Origin of the sequence: Variovorax trehalosi (assembly GCF_051216415.1) — a bacterium.
Lineage (GTDB): Bacteria > Pseudomonadota > Gammaproteobacteria > Burkholderiales > Burkholderiaceae_C > Variovorax.
Genome location: NZ_JBPJZG010000012.1, coordinates 1 through 19,101, shown reverse-complemented (window position 1 = coordinate 19,101; position 19,101 = coordinate 1). Strand labels below are relative to the sequence as shown.

Genomic DNA, 19,101 nt, shown 5'->3' with positions numbered 1-19,101 from the left:
CCCATGTCCACCGATATCGAATTTGCCGACGACGATCAAGCGTTCATCAACTCGCAGCAGTTCCAGGACATCAAAAGTTGGACGCATGACCATCTGCTGAGCCGCATCGAGGAACTCGGCGCGGAATTTGGCCGTTGGTCGCGCGCCTCGATCCAGCAGTTCGTCGAGCTGGAGGTCGACAGCTTCGTGCGCCTGCGCCGCGTGCCGATCAACGATCGCGAGATGCAGCTCATCGCCAACGCGTTGACGAAAGAGCTGGCGGGCTTCGGCCCGCTCGAAGATCTGCTCAATGATCCGGCTGTCGAGGACATCCTGATCAACGGCTATCAGAACGTCTATGTCTCGCGCCACGGAATTCTGGAACGCGAGACCCTGCGCTTTGCCGATTCGGAGCACGTGATGCGCATCGTGCGCCGCATCCTCGCGCCGCTCGGCCGCCGGCTCGACGAAGCCAATCCGATGGTCGATGCGCGGCTACCCGACGGCGGCCGCATCAACGTGATCATCGAACCGCTTGCCATCGATGGGCTCTCAGTATCGATTCGCAAGTTCCGCAAGGATCCGCTCACCCCGGCCGACCTCGTGAAGCTCGGCACGTTCGACGCCGGCATGGCGCAGCTGCTTGAGATCGCGGTGCGCGCGCGCTGCAACATCCTTGTTAGCGGCGGCACCAGTTCAGGCAAGACCTCGCTGCTGAATGCGCTCGCCAGCTTCATCCCCTCGAGCGAGCGCGTCATCACGATCGAAGACACCGCCGAGCTCTCTCTGAGAACGAGCCATGTCGTCCGGCTCGAGAGCAGGCCGGGTGGCTTCGATGGCGCCGGCGTTGTGTCGATTCGCGACCTGCTGCGCAACAGCCTGCGCATGAGGCCGGACCGCATCATCGTGGGCGAGGTACGGGGTGCCGAGGTCATCGAAATGATGCAGGCAATGAACACGGGGCACGAAGGCTCCATGGGAACCATCCATGCAAGCTCGCCACGCGAGTGCCTGTATCGGCTCGAAATGCTCGCCGGCTTTGCCGGTTATCAGGGCAGCGAGGTGAGTTTGCGGCGGCAGATCGCGAATGCCATCGATTTCGTGGTTCAGATCGGTCGACTGTCAGGCGGCCAGAGGCGGATCCTGTCTCTCAGCGAAGTCACCGGCGTCAATGACAACGTGGTCGCGATGCAGGAGTTGTATCGCTACGAGCCGGTCGTTTCACCCAACGGCGAGGAGCACGATCGCTGGGTCTCCCTGGGCATCGCGCCCCATTCACCAAAGATCACCCGCTTCCGCCAGACGCTGTCGCGAGCACACGGAGAGCAACGTGCGTGAAGCCATGCTCATGGTGGCCGTGATCGCGTTGCTGCTGGCAGCAAGCGGTCTACTGCTGTGGCAGTGGGCTGCGGGACTCCAGTCGCGGCGAACCAGGGACCGATACCTGGCCCAGCAGATTCACCCCAATCCCGTTTCCGAGAACCCTGTGCTTGCGCCACTGCAGAGCCCGGCCGTGGAAGCGGCTGGATTACTCAGTGACCCCTGGAGCGACGCAGCTGCAGCAGAGGCGGCTGCAGCACCACGCCAGAACCGCCTGCAGGCCCTGTTGCCAGGCTGGCTCGAAGGCGTCGTTGCCCCTCGCACGCTGGTTCTGTGCGCCCTTGCGATCATTGCACTGTGTGTCCTTGCTGGCGTCCTGGGAGGCTGGCCCACGGCGCTCGGCGCGCTGCTCATGCTGCTGATCCTGGCAGCGTTTGCGCTCTGGCTTCGGCTACAGAAGTATCGGCGGGAGTTGGTCAGCCAGTTGCCGGCCTTCATCGATGCAATGGTTCGCCTCATCACTATCGGCAACTCCACCCAGGCATCGTTTCAGCTTGCGATCCCGACCACCCGCGCACCGCTGCGCGCGTACATGGAACGCGCGGCCAGTCTCGTGCGCGCAGGTGTGGATCTGGATCGCGCCTTGCATCAAACGGCTGGCCATGCACGCATCGAGGAGCTGTATTTGCTCGCGTCGATTTTGGGCCTGGGCGTGCGCTACGGCGGGCGAGCCGACCTCCTCCTGGAACGCGTTGGAAACTTCATGCGCGATCGCGAGCAGGCCGAACACGAGCTTGTGGCCATGTCATCCGAGACACGTCTCTCGGCATGGATCCTCGGCGTGCTTCCCGTCGGCGTCGGCCTGGCCATCATCATGCTCAATCCGGACTACTTTCTGCGGATGTGGCAAGACTCCACGGGACAGATGCTGATCTTCGGCGCAGTCGGCCTGCAGCTCCTGGGAGCGGCATTGCTCTATCGTCTGGCGAGGCTCACATGAACTTCACGCCTTCACAGCTCATCACGTGGAGCCTTGTCCTGTTGGCGATTGCACTGCTGGTCGCGGCCGGCTCGCTGATAGCCAACGAAGTGATGCGTGCTCGCCGCAGTCAAACCATCGGCAGAGCCATTCTCCGCGGCATCGCCGCGCCAGCCGATCCCCAGCCGGCAGCCGCGGAACCCGAGGCGGTCGGCTTGCTGTCCGACATCGAACTTCCATTGCACTGGCTGAACACGCGTATCGGCCGGGCCCTGGTGACGGACGAGGATCGACGGCTGATCGATCAATGCGGGTTCTCGACTCAAAGGGCCCAGCTGGTCTTCCTTGTGGCGCGCATCGCGCTGGCCTTCCTGCTGCCGCTGCTGGCCTACCTGTTCTGGAATGCCAACCCATCGGAGCGATATGGAACTGCCGTACTGGCCTGCGCCTTCGTGGGTGGATTCATGGCTCCCAAGTGGCTGCTTGCGCGGTATGCGGCCAAACGCCGCGAGAAGGTGGCGCACGAACTGCCTCTGTTCGTCGACCTGCTTCGCCTGCTGCAGGGCGTTGGGCTGAGCCTAGACCAGAGCCTGCAGATCATGTCTACCGATTTTTCCCATGTGCTGCGCGTTCTGGGCTACGAGTTGACCCTTGCCAACCGGCAGTACAGCCGAGGCCGCACCCGCGAGCATTCGCTGCAGCGCCTCGCGACGCTGCATGGCAACGAGAACCTAAGCGGCCTGGTTTCGCTGCTGGTGCAAGTCGACCGGCACGGTGGCGCGGTGCAGGAGCCGCTACGGCAATTCAGCGAACGGCTGCGCGAGCATCGCCGCTCGGAGATGAAAGAGCGCATCGGCAAGATCACTGTGAAGATGACCGGGATCATGGTGACGACCTTGCTTCCCGCCCTGGTCATCGTGACCGCGGGCCCTGGTTTTATTGCGGTCGTCAGATCACTGGGAGCCCTCACCAAATGAACGCGTCCACCCGAATCAAATCCCGCTGGCCTCGAACTGTCAGCGCTGCCGCATCTTCCCGACGACTCGCCTGCATTGCCGCGGGCCTGACACTGACGATGGTGACCTTTGGCTGCGCGGCTCCCAAGGATCAGTACGCCGGAGCCGCGGAGGCACAGCAGCGCATGGCGGCGGAGGACGCCGCCTCATCCAAGGCCAGTGCCTCGATAGATACCCAGGCCACTTACCTGAGACTGGTCGAGCAGATGCAGCGCGAAGGCCTGTGGTTCGCCTCGCTGGCGCACATCGATGCCCTCGAGCAGCGCTGGGGTGTTTCGCCCGAAATCAACCGTGCACGGGCGGACGCACTGCGCAACACGGGTCAGTTGGCGCAAAGCGAGGAGTTCTACAGGCGCCTGATCGGCACACCCATGGAAAGCTCGGCGTATCACGGCCTCGGGCTTCTCGCCGGTGCGCGAGCCAACTACGTCGAAGCAGCAGAGCTTCTCAAGAAGGCCCAGTTGCGCAGTCCGACGGATGCCATGCTGCTAAACGATCTGGGCTACGCGAACCTGCGAGCTGGCCGGATTGCCGACGCACGCCTGCCGTTGATGCAGGCGACGCAACTCCAACCGGACAACCCGCAGGCCCAATCCAACCTTGCGCTGTATCTTGAAGCCAGCCAGCAGAGCGAACAGGCAGCGGCACTGATGGAAGCCCGCCGGATGCCTGTGGCGACGCGCGCCGCCATCCGCGAAGCTGCGCGGCAACTCGTCGGCACCGGCTCCTTGCCGACAGGTGCCGCTCCGCTGCTGCCTTCAGCCACCACAAACAACTACAACTCATCCGACGCCGGAGCCGCACCCCTTGCGCTGAAGCCGTCGCGCCGATCGGGCAATCTTCGCGCCCCTCCCGCGACCACGCTGCCGGACGAATCCGCGGCATCCGTCTCTGTCGTAGCGACTCCTTTGTCATCCACTCCGCTCTTGCGAGGCACCCCATGAAACACCGCTTGTCCGCTCGTGACCTCACATTGCCGCGACTCTGCCTTGTCGTCTCGGCCATCGCCTTCGGGTTACCGGCAACCGCCCAACAGCCGGCCGAGAAGCCCGTGCAGGAATCCAACGCTCAATCGGCATCGGAAGCGATGGATGACATTGCCCCGGCGGCAGAGCACGCCACCATGGAAGAGGAGCCCCTGCGGGTCGGCGACGCCACACAAGACCTGTTGAGTTGGCAACGCTCGGGTGTGATCGCATCGAAGACGCCGCGTCCCATTGCAGGTCCGATCGCATACCGCAGCTATGAGCGCTACCTGAAGAGCTTCGAATACCAGATCCCGGAGCGCTTCAACTCGACCGTCAAGGCCAAGACCGGCAATTGATCGCAAGAAGATATATCGCGGGGCCGCCTCATGAACCTCTTTACGCCAAGAACCAGGGGTCCGAAACACGTTCAGACGGGCGCGTTGCGTCAGCGCGGGGTTTATGCCGTCGAGTTCGCGTTGGTATTCCTGCTCTTTTTCGGTTTTCTTTACACGATCATCTGCTACGGGATCATTTTCACGCTGCGTTTCGGCCTGCAGAATGCCGCGGAAGATGGCGCACGCGCGGCGTTGCGCTATCAAATCGACCTGCCTGCTCGCGAGAGAAAGGCCGCCGAAATTGCGCTCTTGCAGACCAACGGCTGGCTGCCGGTCACGCCCCAGATCGTTGCCGAAATATGCGCAATTGACTCCGGCAACTGCGCAGCACCAACTCGCACGTGCAGTTCTCAATGGGACCAACGCTGCCAGATTGTGGTGACAGTGACCGCGAATGGAATGGGGGCCATCCTTCCACCCCTGCCAAGTTTTGCAATGCCCGACAAGCTGGTCGGAAAAGCGAGCATGCAACTCGATGGACGGGCGTTATGAACTACATCCCACCACGCTCGGCATCGCCTTTTGCAGTCTCCCGCCGGTTGCAGCGCGGGGTGGCAGCCATCGAGTTCGCGCTGATCTTTGGCGTGCTGTTTCTCGTGCTCTATGGAATGGCAACGTTCGGTGCCGTCTTCTATTTCCAACAGGCCGTTTCCCGCGCAGCCGAGGACGGTGCACGTGCCGTCTCGCAGCTTCCTGCATCGCCTGGCCTGAGCGAGAACGACCCGCGAATCGTGAGTGCAGTGCGCGCCTCATTGCTTGAGGCACTCGTCGTTCCTGTCTCCGAAAGCGTAAGCGTCGATCGCCGGCGGAGCTGGATTGCGGCGAACGTCGCAGCGACCATCGCCGTGACCGAGGGTACCGGTGCACGAGCGGTTGTGACCGTGACATACAAGTACAGCGCCAATCGACTCCTGCCTAAATTGCCTGCTTTTGGCTGGATGCCGGATGAGTTGACGGGCCGGGCAATCGCCATGCGGCAAACCTGAGAGGTAATGACATGAACTCGACCTCCAATAGACGGCGTTCCCCCTTTCGAGGCGGCTCGTCGATGCGGGCTGTGCGGCAAAAGGGTTCGGTCATTGTCAATGCCGCCATCGCGTTGAGCCTAATCATCATTGTTCTGGCGGGCACCGAACTCGGGTATTTGTTCTACATGAAGCGGGAATACCAGAAGGCAGCGGATCTTGCCGCGCTGGCGGGAGCCTCTCAGCTAGACGGGCCCACCGGCTGCCAAGGAGCGAGACAAGCTGCGCGCACGAATGCAAATGGGACCGGCATCAGTGACCCCATCAGAAATCTTCCAGCAAACTTCTCTCTCGGAGATGAAAATATCACCTGCGGTCGCTGGGATCCGAGCATCGCCTCCGAGAGTCACTTCGTCGTCAACGACCCCAAGCTAAACGCCGTCCGAGTACTTATCGCAAACGCACCCGTAGGACTCCTTTCTCTTTTTCCCGGCAATCGAATCATTCGTGTCCAGGCGATTGCCGCGAAAGCAAGCGATCCTGTTGCCTCATTTTCGGTAGGAAGTGGCGTGGCGAGACTCGACGCAGGAGCTCTCAATCAAGTACTGAGCATGCTGCTCGGCACCTCGGTCAATCTCAGCCTCCTCGATTACAAGGGTCTCGCAAATGCGAAGGTCAATCTTCTTGGATTGGCGAAGGCGCTCGATCTGAACCTGGGTTCATACGATGCACTGCTCGCGGCGAACGTCAGTCTCGGGCAGTTGATCACTGCCGCAATCAGTGCCCTTCCGCAAAGCAATGACAGCGCCACGGTGAGGCTGGTCACAAATCTGCTGAATGGTTTGCTGAGTCTCGATGCAGGGCTCGATCTGGACCGAACCACGATCAATCTTCTCAAGACGGCACAACAGGCCGGCCTGATCAGCGTGGACCTGGACCCCACGAACCCAAGTTCCGCGTTGAACGGAGAAATCAATGCACTGAACCTATTGCTGGTGAGTCTTCAGATCGCAAACAGCAACTCTGCAGCAGCCGCGCAGGTGGCGATTCCGCTTGATCCTCTTGCCAATGTGCAACTGAAGGCGGCGGTCATCGAACCGCCCAGCATCGCCGTTGGACCGCCGGGCTACTACGCCAACGGCAGCGCCAAGACCGAGGCGCATACGGGACAAGTTCGCTTGCTCCTGAACGCCAAGGTGCTGACACCTCCAAGTGGCGGCAATCTCTTGAACCTCGACCTCCTCGGCCTTGCAAGCGTCAAGGTCTCACTCCCAGCGGGACAACTGGTCAACTTGCCGGTCTACGTCGAAGTCGCGTCTGGCGACGGGGAATTGGAAGAAGTAAGTTGCAAGGCCGCCGATGGAAAGTACGACGTGAAAATTGGCGTCATGCCCGGCTTGGCTCATGTTTTCCTTGGAAATATTCCAACCGCCTTCACGAACAGAGCTGCCAAGTGGAGCGCACTCCCGAAGGAGCACTTCGATCTCTTGAATGTGAAGGCCGAGATCAAGCTGTTGTTTGGCCTTATTCCGGTCGTCGATGCGCCCATCGGGTTGAAAGCCAAGCTGGACCTTTCCATTCCCGGGGACGATCAAACCACCAGGACCTCCCAGACATTCAGGTTTGATCCCAAGGTTCCAGCATCTGACCAAGATCTAGTGCGATCTGTCGGCAGCGAACAGCACCTCGGGGCGGCCATTGGAAGCGCAATCGGTGCTGGCAAACTGGACGTCAAACTGGACACAAGCGGCCTGACCATCTTGGGAATTCCAGCGGGCCCCCTCAGCTCGATCATTGATGGGCTGGTAAACAATCTGATCACCATCGTCGGTGGTGTTCTAGGCCTCCTCAATGTGGTCCTCATGCCCGTCCTCAACCTTCTCGATGGCGCGGTACTCGGCCCCTTGCTCAAGGCGCTGGGCCTGCAACTGGGATACGCCGATGTGCAACTGCTTTCCGCCAGCTGCGAAAGCGGTGCGAAGTTGGTCTACTGAAAAAGTAGAGAAGTCATTGACCGCAGATTCTCACGATCGCCTGATTCGCCCGCCCATACATATACATGAGTTCCCCCTCCAACTTCGACGAACTCGACCTCTTTGTCTGGGAAGGCAAAGCCGACATCCTTGACCGCATCGCGCGGTGCATGGCGAGCTTCGACGTGGAAGTCACACGGGCCGACGGGCTGCCGCCCCCGCAGCAGGAGCGCGGCGCGGCGATGCGTCCTGCCGTCGCGATCATCAGCGTCACCGTCATCGACAGCGGCGGCCTCGCGCACGCCACCGAATTCCTCCAGGGCATGCCCGTCATCTGGGTCGCCGCGGGTTCGCGCGAGCGCGATTCGCGGACCTATCCGCCCGAGTACCTGCACGTCCTGCCCTACGACTTCACCTGCGCCGAGTTGCGCACGCTGGTCGCAAAACTGGTGCGGCAGTTGCGTGCGCGCGATATCGCGCCGCAAGCGCCTGATGTGCTGGTGGCGCATTCCGAAGCGATGAAGGCGTTGCTCGCCGAAGTGGGCGCCTTTGCCGACTGCAACCATCCGGTGCTGGTGCGCGGCGAAACCGGCGTGGGCAAGGAGCGCATTGCGCAGCAACTGCACCTCGGGCACGGGTCTTACAGCAAGGGCGCGTTCGTGGCGGTGAACTGCGGTGCGATTCCCGACGGGCTTTTCGAATCGCTGTTCTTCGGCCACACCAAGGGCTCGTTCACCGGTGCCGTGCATGCGCACCGCGGCTACTTCGAGCAGGCCACCGGCGGCACGCTGTTCCTCGACGAAATCGGCGACCTGCCGCGCTATCAGCAGGTCAAGCTGCTGCGCGTGCTCGAAGACAACGCGGTCACGCGGCTCGGGGCCACGTCGCCGATCCGTGTCGACTTTCGGCTCGTGGCGGCAACCAACCGCAACCTGCGCGAGATGGTGGCGAGCGGCGAGTTTCGCGCCGACCTGTTCTATCGGCTCGCGGTGATCGAGCTGCATGTGCCGAGCCTCGAAGAGCGCGGCGAGGTCGACAAGATCGCGATCTTCAAGGCGCTGCTGGGCAACGTGCTCGGCGACGAACTCGAGACGCTGGGCGAAACGCCGCACTGGCTCAGCGATGCGGTGGCCGAAACGTACTTCCCCGGCAACGTGCGGCAGCTGCGCAACCTCGCGGAGCGCGTGGGCGTGATCGCGCGGCAGCTGCGCGGCTGGGACCAGAACCTGATCCAGCGCGCCATCGCGTTGACGCGCGGCACACCGGCGCCGGCGATCTCCGCCGACAGGAACGGCGGTGGCGGCAGTGGTGGCGGTGTCGCGCTCGACAGCAACGGCGACCGCAAGGGCTGGAACAGCAGCGAGCGCAACCGCATCATCGCGGCGCTCGAGATCAACGACTGGAAGCGCCAGGACACCGCGCAGCACCTGGGCATCAGCCGCAAGGTGCTGTGGGAAAAGATGCGCAAGTACCAAATTCTCGACGGCGAACCGGGCATCCCAGAGGATGCCTGAATAAGGCTCGCCCCCAGGCTTCGCGCACTCCGTGTCGCTTCTCCTACCCCCTACCGGGGGCAACACCTGAGGCCCGGCAAAGCCGGTTCCTCGGTGTTTCCCGAACGCACAGGGCTTTGCTGCGCTCGCCCCCGCTTTTTAACGGGGCGTTAGACGAGGCGTGCGACGCAGCGGCGGGTTGTTGGCCGCGGCGCCCGGTGAGCGTTCGACGACCGGCTCGTTCGGGCAGGCCGAGTTGCTCGAGAGGCACAGCGCCGACAGCAACCCATCCTCGGTGATCACCGACCGGTTCGGCGGGCCGAAGATGCGGTCGAGCCAGTTGTTGGTGCCGTCGGGCTCGATGCGCAGTTCGCCGGTGGTCCGCGCCAGGCGCAATTCGGAAATGCGCAGGTCGAAGACACCGTCGACGTAGTCGAACAGGAGCGTGTAGTAGTCCAGTTGCGCGTCGAGCACCTTGGGCAGGGTCTCGCGGCCGAATTCCATCAGGCGGCGGCGGCCGCGGAAGGCCTGGCCCGAGGTGCTGACGGCTTCCATGAGCTGCTTCTCGCGCTCGCGTCCCGACACGGTGCGGGCCCATGACGCCGAGGTGAGCTCGAACAGGTTGTTCTTCACACCTTCGAGCTTGGCTTCCTGGTTGGCGACTTCGGAGAGCGCGCTCCTCAGGCGCAGTTGCCGGTCGAAGCCGTTGCCGAAGTTCCAGTTGAGCTCGAAGGCCGCGCGCGTCGGGTCCTGCGGCGACACGCCACGCGGGTCCTTGCTCTTCACGACCACGGCGTCGAGCGTCGGGTAGAGGCTCGATTCCTGCTGGTCGACCAGCGCCCTCGCGCGATCGATGCGGCCCTGCGCTTCGGCGATCTCGGTGCTGCGGCTCTCGGCGCGGCGCAGCGCTTCTTCCTGCGAGCCGATGCGCCACTGCGGCGGCGCCGCGAGCACGGGCAGCGACTCGGTGTTGGGCGAGAACTTGAAGTAGTTGCGGAACTTCGCGAGCGCCTCGTCGCGCTGGGCTTCGAAATCGGACTCGCGCGCGGCCACCAGGGCGCGGCGCGAGGCGGCCATGTTGAGGTCGTTGTCGCCCGACACGCCGAGCGCGACGCGGCGGGCTTCCGCCTTCGACAGCTCCGCCACCACTTCGGTGGCGCGGTGCGCGATCTGCTTCTTCAGGTCGAAGCGCTGCACCTGGAGGTACGCAGTGAGCGCGTCCAGCACCACCTTCTGCGAGGTGGTGATGACCGCTTCGTCGTCCGCCTTGTTGCCGGCCTCGGCGGCGCGCTGTGCGGCGCTCATCGCGCCGCCGTCGATCAGGCTCACGCGCGCTTCGGCGGTGAGCACTGTGTAGCTCTGGGTCTTGGCGTTGTCCGCGCCGCTGTTGTAGTTGCCGGACGAAGTGCCGATCTTGAAGCGCGGGTAGCGCGCCTGCCTGGCGGCATCGACGCTGTAGCTGCTGGTGTTGGCGGCGGCCTGGGCCGACTGCACCTCGGGGTATTCCTGCGAGAGCGTGATCAGCGCCTGCTTGACGCGCTGGGCGTAGCTCGCCGCACCGATGGACGGCGTCGAGAGGCGGCGCGAGAGCGAGAGCGATGGCGACGGCTGGCCGTCTTCTTCCTGCGCGAAGGCCGTCGCCGGCGGAAGCGCGAAGCTCGCGCACAGTGCTGCGCACAGCACCCCGGTGCCCGTTCGGCGCCGGCCTGTAGCGTTGCGCTCCTTCATGGCTCGCGGAAGGCTTCGCGCCGCAACTTGAGCACTGGACGAAGGATGTACCAGATGAACGGATCGGTGCCGACGCGCAGGTCGACTTCGGACTCCATGCCGGCGGTGACGCGGTTCTCTTCGCGGCCCACGTGCGACTGCGACATGCTGATCAGCAGGCGGTAGTAAGGCGCACCCTGGGAGATGGCCGCGTCGCGGTCGGCATCGGCCGCCACCAGCATCACCTTGCCTTCGACGGCGCCGTAGCGCAGGTAGTCGTAGGCGGTGATCTTCACGCGCGCCGACTGGCCGATCTCGACGAAGCCGCGGTCGTTCGGGTTGAGCCGGGCCTCGACCATGATCTCGTCCTTGTCGGGCACCACTTCGAGGATGGCTTCGCCGGGTTTCACCACCCAGCCCGGGCTGGAGTTGCGCAGGCCCTTGACGATGCCGTCCGACGGCGCCTTCACCACAGTGCGCGAACGCTGGGTGCGGGCGCGCGCCAGGTCTTCGCTCAGGCTGGCGAACTGGCGCTCGACAGTGGCCAGTTCGTCCGAGGCGCGGCGGCGGTAACGGCCTTCGGCCTCGGCCATCTTGGCCTGGGATTCGGTGATGGCGGCGTTGGCGGAAATCACGCCCTGGCGCGCCACCGCGAGTTCGCTGCGCACGCCTTCGGCCTGCCGGCGCTTCTCGAGCACCTCGACCTGGCCGACCAGCTTCTCGCTGAGCAGTTGCTCGGAGATCTCGAGCTCCTTCTGCATCAACTCGAGCCGGTCGCCAAGGCCCTTCACCTTGGCCTGCTGCTCCAGCTGCTTGCTTCGCGCCTGCTCCAGGCCCGAGACCGCGCCGGCCATCACGCCGCGCTGTTCGAGGGCACGCGCCTGGTAGGCGCCTAGTTCGCCTTCGAACACGCTTTCGTCGATGTCGGCGGCAAAGGACTGGCGGCTGAGCGGCTGGCCGCGGCTCTCGGCCATGAGGCGAATGCGGGTGGCCTGCGTGGCCGCATAGCGGGCGGAGAGTTCCTCCAGGTTCAGGCCGCTGCCGCCCAGGTCGATCTCGACCAGCGACTGGCCCTGGTTGACCCTCTCGCCCTCCTTCACCAGCACGGCGCTGACGATGCCGCCTTCCAGATGCTGGATGGACTTGACGCGGTCCGAAGGAATCACGCGGCCCGGCGCGACGACCACGGTCTCCATCGGAAAGCCGAGGCCGATGACGGCCAGCACGGCGACCGCGCCGCCGATGATCCACTGGCGCCGCCGTCCTTGCGGCGAGGTCTGCGCCGCGCGCTTCGTGTCTTCATCCTGAAGAATCTGCGGCAGGTCTGATTTCAAGTTCACGGTCCCCAATCACTCGTCATGAGTCAAGCAGGCGGGCAGCATCACGCCATGGAGCGGGAGGCCGGAGCCCCCGCGTTGTCTTCATCGCCCACCGCCACCAGCGGCTTCTTCACGCCGAAGAGCTTGGGCACCATGACCGCGGCGGTGCCCTGCTCGACGTCGCCCTGTCCGGTCACGTGATAGACCACGCTGGCCGCCGAGACGATGCGCAGCGAGTGCGTGACCACCACCACGGTGCGCACCTTGGCCACCGCCAGCAGCGTGGCGAGCAGGTTGCGCTCGCTTTGAAAATCCAGGTCGTTGCTGGGCTCGTCGAGCACCAGCACCGAGGGCTTGCGCAGGAAGCTCATGGCCAACGCGAGCTTGCGGCGTTCGCCCACCGAGACGCCGGTGCCGCCTTCGCCGACCATCGTGCGGTAGCCGTCGGGCAGCCGCGAGATGAATTCGTGCGCGCCCGAGAGCTTGCAGGCCGAGACGATCTGCTCGTCGCTCTGCCCGGGCGCCGCGCGGCGCATGGTGTCGATCAGCGTGCCGCCGAACCAGTAGACCTCCTGCGAGAGGTAGCTGATCCAGCGCGAGAGTTCTTCGCGGCCGAACTGCGACAGGTCGTACTCGCCGATGCTGATGATGCCGCGCGTGGGCGCATAGAGGCCCGAGAGGAGCTTGACCAGCGTGGACTTGCCCGCGCCGTTGCGCCCCACGATCACATGCAGCCCGCCCGGGCCGATGTCCAGGTCGACGCTCTCGAGCACCGGCTGCTGCGCGGTCTCGGTGAAGCTGAAGCTCACGTCCTTGAGCGTGATGCGGCCCAGCGGCTGCGGCAGCGTCATGCCCGTGGGCGGCTTCTCGACCTGCTCGCCCAGCACGGTTTCCAGGCGCTTGGCGGCTTCCTTCGCGGTGGCCAGCGAACGCCAGTTCGAGACCAGCCCGGCCACCGGCTGCAGCGCCTTGAGCGCCAGCATGTTGGAGGCGACCAGGCCGCCCACCGTCATCCATTGCTCCATCACCGAGATCGCGCCCACCGTCACCACCACGACCGAGAAAACGGTGAGCAGCACCGTGGTGCCGTCGCGCGCGGTTTCGATCTGGCCGTTCTTGCTGAAGCTTTCGGTGAGCCAAGCGTTGTAGGTCTGGCGCCACATGTCGCTGATGGGGCCGTCGTTGGCCTGCGTCTTGAGCGTTTCACGCGCGTTGCAGATCTCGGAGGTCATGCGGTCCAGGCCGCGACCGCGCTGCACTTCCTCGACGCGGCCGGCGCGCACTTCGTCGGCCCACCACCAAGCCAGGAACGACATGATCGCGAGGAACGCGGCCACCACCGGCAGCACAGGCAACGCGACGATGCCGATCACCACGAGCGCGAAGACCGCCATCGGCAAGTCGAAGATCGATTGGGCGAGACCGCCGGTGACGGTGCCGCGCACCGAGCCCACGTCTCGGAAGTACTGCTGCCACACCGAAGCCGGCCGCGCTTCGAGCGCACGCAGCGGGCGCGCCAGCATCGACTGCAGCAACGCGCCCGAAACGCCGTGGTCGATGATCGCGCCCGCATTGCGCAGCATGCGCGAACGCCGCGTGCGCAACCAGAACTCGATGCACAGGAAGAACAGGATGCCGCTCACCAGCGCCGCGAGCGTCGAGGTGCCGCTGCGCGACAGCACGCGGTCATAGACCTGCAGCAGGAAGATGGAGGGCAGCAGCCCGAACAGGCTGATGGGCAGCGAACGCCATGCCGCACTCTTCACGAGCGGGTAGGCCGCGCGGAACGCCGTGTTCAGGGCCTTCGCATAAGGACTGGCACCCGGCTCGTCCGGCGTTTCGGCAACCAGTTGGCTGGGCAAGAGAAACTTGATCATGAGAAAGGGCCGATCCGTCGTGCAATGACGCCTGCGTCATTATCGACTGTTACCCAACTGTTACAAGGCAAAAATTCGCGCTTTGTGCACCTCAGCATCGAGGCACGCTTGCCTTTGTCGAGTCGACCTGTTGCTCATTTCTCATGTCGCGCAGCGATGACGTTTGCGTGGCCGTGCAGCCGGCTTGCCGGTCCACCGTTGCCTCCCCTCGCACTGCGGGCAAACCCTCGGCCAGCACCAGCGCGATGTTGGCGCACAACAGCATGCACAGCACCCATGCGAACAGCAGTTGCAGCCAGCCCAGCCACCAGCGTCGCGGCGCCTCCACGTCGCGTTCGTAGGGCATGTGAATCAATGCGTTCCATCTCATGGCAGTGCTTTCAAAACCCGGGCGAGCCGGGACAGACCGACACCCGCTGAACTCTTGGCCAGCACCCAGTCGCCCGGTTGCAGCAGACCGCCCAATGCGGTCGACAGGTCCGACACGTCCACGAACCAGTGCGAACGGACCTTGGTACGAATGCTCGCGTGCAGCGCCCGCATGAGCGGACCGCACAGCAGCACCCGGTCGGGCTGCGACGCCAGCAACTCTTCCTCCAGATCGAGGTGATGGCGTTGCGCCGCGGGACCCAGCTCCTGCATGTCGCCGAGGATGGCGACACGTCGCGCAGGTTCGCAGGGGGCTTGTGACAGCAATTCAAGCGCCGCCCGCATCGAGCTCGGGTTGGCGTCGTAGGTCTCATCGATCAGCTTGAAGCTTCCGCCGCCGATGTGGATGGTGTGCAGCGCGCCGCGTCCGCCCGGCGGCTCGAAGTGCGCGAAGGGCTCGACGGCCGCGGCCAGCGGCAGGCGCAGCGCCTGCAGCGCGCCGAGCGCGGCGACGGCGCTCGCGCCCATGTGGCGGCCCGGCGCATTGAGCCGCAGCTGGAAGGGCTCGCCCGCCACCTGCGCCTGCACCTCGCCGTGGTCGAAGGCGAGCAGGCGCACGTCGGCGTCCTTGTGCTCGCCGTAGGTCACGATCTGCAGCTGGTGCGCCATCGCGGCTTCGGCGAAGGTCGCGAACTCGGGCATGTCGCGGTTGAGCACCACGCTGTCGCCGGCGGCCATGCCCTGGAAGATCCGGCTGTCCATGCGCGCGGCGGCATCCGAGGGGCCGCGGTGCTTCTGCGATGCGGCCGAGAGTCCGGTCACCACCACCAGCGAAGGCCGCACCAGTTGCGACGAGGCGGGCATGTGCGAGGTGCCCATCTCCAGCACCCAGTAGGCCGCATGCCGTGGCATGCAGGTGAGGTTCCATGCGATGCCCGAAGGCAGGCTGATGTTGCCTTCAGGCTGTCCGACCTCGCCCCACACGGTGAGCGCGCCGGCCATCATGGCGGCCACGGTGCTGCTGCTCGTGCCGCTGCCCAGCACACCGCAGACGCGGCCGGTGAATTCGGTGCGCGCATGCTCGCCCAGTTGCAGCACGGCCTGCAGCACGTTCGGCACCTTGAGCACCGGCACGCGCTTGTCCAGGTGCGGCTTGGGGTCGGTACAGAGCACCGCCGCGGCCGGCTGCAGCACGCCCTTGAGCGCGACGGCCGCCAGCGGCGTCTTCGACGGACGCGTCTGGTTCTCGAACACCACGCGGCCCTTGCGCATGAAGGAGCGCTGCGTCACGCCGCTCGCGCGCCAGCCGTCTTCGGGGCGCACCACCCATTCGCCGCCGGTCACGCGCGCCATTTCGCTTGCGGTCCAGGCGGCGCCGTCGTCCCGCGGGTTGCCGGCCAGGTTGCTCGCGCCCTGCGGCACGCGGCGCTCGAGCAGGAAGCGGTGGTACGACGCGAAGCCCGACACGTACTGCTCGACGTCGTCGATGCGCACGCGGAACGCGTGATGCCGGATGAAGAAGGAGCCGACGACCGTGGAGGGCCGGCGGAAGTACATCGCCACCTCGGGCCAGAAGAAGCCGTTGAGCAGGTAGTGGGCGCGGTAGTCGAGCGCGCGGTAGAACTTCTCTGTGTCCAGCTCGTCGAGCAGGTGCCGCATCGCGGGCATGCCTTCCAGGCGCTGCAGCATCTGCTGCGCGGCCAGCATGAGCCCGAGCAGCGTCGGGAAGGTGGTCTTGCGGTCGAGCACGAAGTCCAGGTAGCCCGCGACGTTCTGCAGCCCGAAGCGGAAGTACTTTTCCTGCGGGCTCCAGTGCGTGAGCTCGTTGACGCAGCAGCTCAACCAGTGGTCGTGCGCCTGCCAGTGCTGGCTCGCGATGAAATGGTCGAAGGCCTTCTCGACCGCGGCCAACCAGCGCGCGTCGCGCGTGAGGCCGTAGAGCCGCATGAGGCCGTAGGCCGCCTCGCCGTCGTAGTAGATGACGCGCGACGCCTGCTTCACCGCCAGGTCGGTGGCGTGCAGCACGTGGTTGAAGCGGCCGGTGGCCGGGTCCTGCAGCGACACGATGCCCAGCGCCAGCTTTTCCAGCAACGGCAGCCAGCGGCGCGTGTCCATGAGCTCGCAGTACTTCACCAGTGCGAGCACGCAGGCGGCGTTGCCGCCGAGCTTGATCTCCCCGCCGGTGTCCACGAGGAAGGCCACCTCGCGGCCGTCGGCGAGCTGGTAGTCGCGGATCAGCCAGTTGGTGAGATGGTCGAGCGCGCGGTCGATGGCCGAGCGCAGGGTTTCGTCGCGCGTGACCTCCCATGCTTCGAGCATGGCGTGGATCGCGCTCGCATGGCGCATCGCGTCGTAGGTCGGGATGCGGCGGTCGAAGCACGGGAAGTAGCCGTACACGAAGAGTCCGTCGCTCTGCACCTGGCGCGCGAGGTAGGACGAACCGCTGCGCACGAGGTCCAGCGCCGACTGCGGATTCAGCGCCGGCAGCTGGCGGCGGCCCGCATCGAGCCCCGTGCCGATGAGCTTGTGCACCACGCCGTCGGGCTGGCAGAACACGCCCACGGTCGCGAGCAGGTAGACCGGCTGGTCCGTCGGCATGTCCAGCGCGAGCGTGCGCTGGAAGCGCGCCTGGCCGTAGGCCTCGAAGTTGCGCGGGTTCATCACCGCATGCGCGATCGTCGAGTCGCCGGCCAGCATCGCGTTGGCGTTGAGCTCCTGCTCGGTGAAGGCGATCTCGAAATCTTTGTCGAAGGCCAGGCCGAGGCGGAAGTAGTTGCGCTTGACGGCGGTGAGCTGGGTCTTGAACTGCGCCCAGTCCATCGGGCTCGCGCCCTCGACCCAGTCGATGCGCAGCCAGGGCGAGACCACGCCGTGGTCGCGCACCCAGCCTTCGACGAAGTCGGCGCCTTCGCGCCATGCGGTCTCGAACTCGGCGGCCCGTGCATGCACGACGTGCGCGCGCTGCGAACCGTCGCTCACCGAGAAGAACAGCGTGAACGCCGGGTAGGGAGCAGGCAACGCCGCGCACACTGACGCCAGGCGTTCGTGGCAGGCGTGGAGCTGGTCTGAAAAGGACATCATTCGGCCCCGATCGAGTGCGGGAGACCGGCCGCGTCCGTCATCTATCTGCTCTCGCTTGGACGACGGAATCGCTGACCGGAGACTGTTGCCTTCGACGTCATCGCTTGGGCTCCGGCTTCAGCGGTAGCTGAACTCGGCGCGGCGATTGAGCTGGTAGCCCTCCTCTGTGGTTTCCAGGGACGCGGGCTTTTCGATGCCCCAGCTGATGGCCTCGACACGCTCGGCCGGCACACCGAGCTGCGTGAGCGCCCGTTGCACGGATTCCGAACGGCGCTGCCCCAGCGCGAGGTTGTATTCGCGGCCGCCGCGCGAGTCGGTGTGGCCTTCGATGACCACGCGGCTCGTCGAGCGGTTCTTCATGAAGCTCGCATGCGCTTCCACGATCCGCTGGTCCTGCGGACGGATGTTGTATTTGTCGAAGTCGAAGTACACGATCTTCGGCACGCCGGACGGGCCGTTCTGCATCGGCGCCGGGGGCGCCGGCTCCACCTTGGCCACCGCGGCCGCGCCCTTGTTCGAGTAGTAGTAGTTCGCGTCGTCGCGACCGCTCTTGGGCCCCGTACCGCAGGCGACGAGGCTGGCCCCGAGCGCAACGATGGCCAATATCCGGAATTTCTTTTTCATATCAATCCTTTCGCGGGACAGACCGGTGGCCGGTCTGTCCCTGTCTGCGGTTTCCCTCTTCCCTCTCTCCTTCGCTCTTCTTTGATCAGCCCAGCAGGCCGTGCAGGATGTTGGTCACCGGCGACGCCGCGTGCTCGACCAGGCTGGTGATCGGGGTCACGACATCGGTCACCAGCGGGGTGACTGCGTGGTCGACCGTGTTCACCACGGTGGCCACTGTGTCGACCACCGGTGCCACTGCACCCGACGCGCCGGCCAGGATGTCGGCCACCGGCTCGACCACGCTGGTGGCGGCACCCGCCACCGTGGCGACGATCGGAGCGACAGTGTCCGTCAGGCTGCTTGCCACTTCGGAGACCGGCTGCAGGATGTTGGCGACCGGACCGTCGCTGCCCAGGAGGCCGCCGAGCAATCCACCCACCAGACCGTCCTGACCCAGCAGGCTGCCGACGAGACCGTCGTTGCCCAACAGGTTGCCCACGAGGCCGTCGTCACCCAGAAGGCCGCCGACCAGGCCGTCGTTGCCGAGCAGGCCGCCGACGATGCCGTCGTCACCCAGCACGCCGCCGAGGAGGCCACCGTCGCCGCCGAGGACACCGCCCAGAAGGCCGTCGTCACCCAGGATGCCGCCGAGCAGGCCGCCGTCACCGCCGAGGACGCCGCCCAGAAGGCCGTCGTCACCCAGGATGCCACCGAGCAGGCCGCCGTCACCGCCGAGGACGCCGCCCAGAAGGCCGTCGTCACCCAGGATGCCACCGAGCAGGCCGCCGTCACCGCCGAGGACGCCGCCCAGGAGGCCGTCGTCACCCAGGATGCCGCCGAGCAAGCCGCCGTCACCGCCGAGGACACCGCCCAGAAGGCCGTCGTCACCCAGGATGCCGCCGAGCAGGCCGCCGTCGCCGCCGAGGACGCCGCCCAGAAGGCCGTCGTCACCCAGGATGCCGCCGAGCAGGCCGCCGTCGCCGCCGAGGACGCCGCCCAGAAGGCCGTCGTCACCCAGGATGCCGCCGAGCAAGCCGCCGTCACCGCCGAGCAC

The 19,101-nt window shown here is 65.3% G+C and carries 15 protein-coding genes and 1 pseudogene; 9 read left to right on the top strand and 7 right to left on the bottom strand.

Going from position 1 to position 19,101, the window contains the following annotated elements; all coding sequences use genetic code 11:
- Window positions 1-3: 3 nt before the first annotated feature.
- The 9 genes from ACSFA7_RS31395 (at window position 4) to ACSFA7_RS31355 (ending at window position 9,109) form a co-directional block, all read left to right on the top strand.
- Window positions 4-1,317, top strand: coding sequence for a TadA family conjugal transfer-associated ATPase (locus tag ACSFA7_RS31395; RefSeq protein ID WP_435502971.1), 1,314 nt, complete (start codon window positions 4-6; stop codon window positions 1,315-1,317).
- The gene (locus tag ACSFA7_RS31390) at window positions 1,310-2,299 is read left to right on the top strand and encodes a type II secretion system F family protein (RefSeq protein WP_435502970.1); all 990 of its coding nucleotides are present in this window, start codon (window positions 1,310-1,312) and stop codon (window positions 2,297-2,299) included. The genes ACSFA7_RS31395 and ACSFA7_RS31390 overlap by 8 nt, the downstream gene beginning before the upstream one ends.
- Window positions 2,296-3,255, top strand: a complete 960-nt coding sequence (locus ACSFA7_RS31385) for a type II secretion system F family protein (protein ID WP_435502969.1) — start codon at window positions 2,296-2,298, stop codon at window positions 3,253-3,255. Before ACSFA7_RS31390 ends, ACSFA7_RS31385 begins: the two co-directional genes overlap by 4 nt.
- Entirely contained in the window at window positions 3,252-4,238 is a 987-nt protein-coding gene (locus ACSFA7_RS31380) for a tetratricopeptide repeat protein (protein WP_435502968.1), read from the top strand. Before ACSFA7_RS31385 ends, ACSFA7_RS31380 begins: the two co-directional genes overlap by 4 nt.
- Window positions 4,235-4,618 carry a DUF3613 domain-containing protein gene (locus ACSFA7_RS31375; protein ID WP_435502967.1) on the top strand — a complete coding sequence of 128 codons (384 nt, stop codon included), beginning with the start codon at window positions 4,235-4,237 and terminating at the stop codon, window positions 4,616-4,618. Before ACSFA7_RS31380 ends, ACSFA7_RS31375 begins: the two co-directional genes overlap by 4 nt.
- Before the next feature lie 30 nt (window positions 4,619-4,648).
- Window positions 4,649-5,149 (top strand): TadE/TadG family type IV pilus assembly protein, encoded by a 501-nt coding sequence (locus tag ACSFA7_RS31370; protein WP_435502966.1) that lies wholly within the window; start codon window positions 4,649-4,651, stop codon window positions 5,147-5,149.
- Window positions 5,146-5,643, top strand: coding sequence for a TadE family protein (locus ACSFA7_RS31365; protein ID WP_435502965.1), 498 nt, complete (start codon window positions 5,146-5,148; stop codon window positions 5,641-5,643). The genes ACSFA7_RS31370 and ACSFA7_RS31365 overlap by 4 nt, the downstream gene beginning before the upstream one ends.
- 11 nt (window positions 5,644-5,654) lie before the next feature.
- A complete protein-coding gene (locus tag ACSFA7_RS31360; protein WP_435502964.1) occupies window positions 5,655-7,616 on the top strand; it encodes a pilus assembly protein TadG-related protein in 1,962 nt (653 codons plus the stop codon).
- 65 nt (window positions 7,617-7,681) lie between these two features.
- Window positions 7,682-9,109, top strand: coding sequence for a sigma 54-interacting transcriptional regulator (locus tag ACSFA7_RS31355; RefSeq protein ID WP_435502963.1), 1,428 nt, complete (start codon window positions 7,682-7,684; stop codon window positions 9,107-9,109).
- Between the two features lie 138 nt (window positions 9,110-9,247).
- Here ACSFA7_RS31355 and ACSFA7_RS31350 read toward each other — a convergent pair whose 3' ends face one another.
- The 7 genes and pseudogenes from ACSFA7_RS31350 to ACSFA7_RS31320 form a co-directional block, all read right to left on the bottom strand.
- A complete protein-coding gene (locus ACSFA7_RS31350; protein ID WP_435502962.1) occupies window positions 9,248-10,816 on the bottom strand; it encodes a TolC family protein in 1,569 nt (522 codons plus the stop codon).
- The gene (locus ACSFA7_RS31345) at window positions 10,813-12,135 is read right to left on the bottom strand and encodes an HlyD family type I secretion periplasmic adaptor subunit (protein WP_435502961.1); all 1,323 of its coding nucleotides are present in this window, start codon (window positions 12,133-12,135) and stop codon (window positions 10,813-10,815) included. The genes ACSFA7_RS31350 and ACSFA7_RS31345 overlap by 4 nt, the downstream gene beginning before the upstream one ends.
- A gap of 41 nt (window positions 12,136-12,176) precedes the next feature.
- Window positions 12,177-13,991: a peptidase domain-containing ABC transporter gene (locus tag ACSFA7_RS31340; RefSeq protein WP_435502960.1), complete on the bottom strand. Its 1,815-nt coding sequence runs from the start codon at window positions 13,989-13,991 to the stop codon at window positions 12,177-12,179.
- Between the two features lie 91 nt (window positions 13,992-14,082).
- A complete protein-coding gene (locus ACSFA7_RS31335; protein WP_435502959.1) occupies window positions 14,083-14,337 on the bottom strand; it encodes a hypothetical protein in 255 nt (84 codons plus the stop codon).
- Between the two features lie 20 nt (window positions 14,338-14,357).
- Window positions 14,358-17,441 carry a glutamate ligase domain-containing protein gene (locus ACSFA7_RS31330; RefSeq protein ID WP_435502958.1) on the bottom strand — a complete coding sequence of 1,028 codons (3,084 nt, stop codon included), beginning with the start codon at window positions 17,439-17,441 and terminating at the stop codon, window positions 14,358-14,360.
- A 117-nt stretch (window positions 17,442-17,558) separates the two neighbouring features.
- Entirely contained in the window at window positions 17,559-18,065 is a 507-nt protein-coding gene (locus ACSFA7_RS31325) for an OmpA family protein (RefSeq protein ID WP_435502957.1), read from the bottom strand.
- 85 nt (window positions 18,066-18,150) lie between these two features.
- Window positions 18,151-19,101, bottom strand: a pseudogene (locus tag ACSFA7_RS31320) (hypothetical protein); the annotation flags it as partial.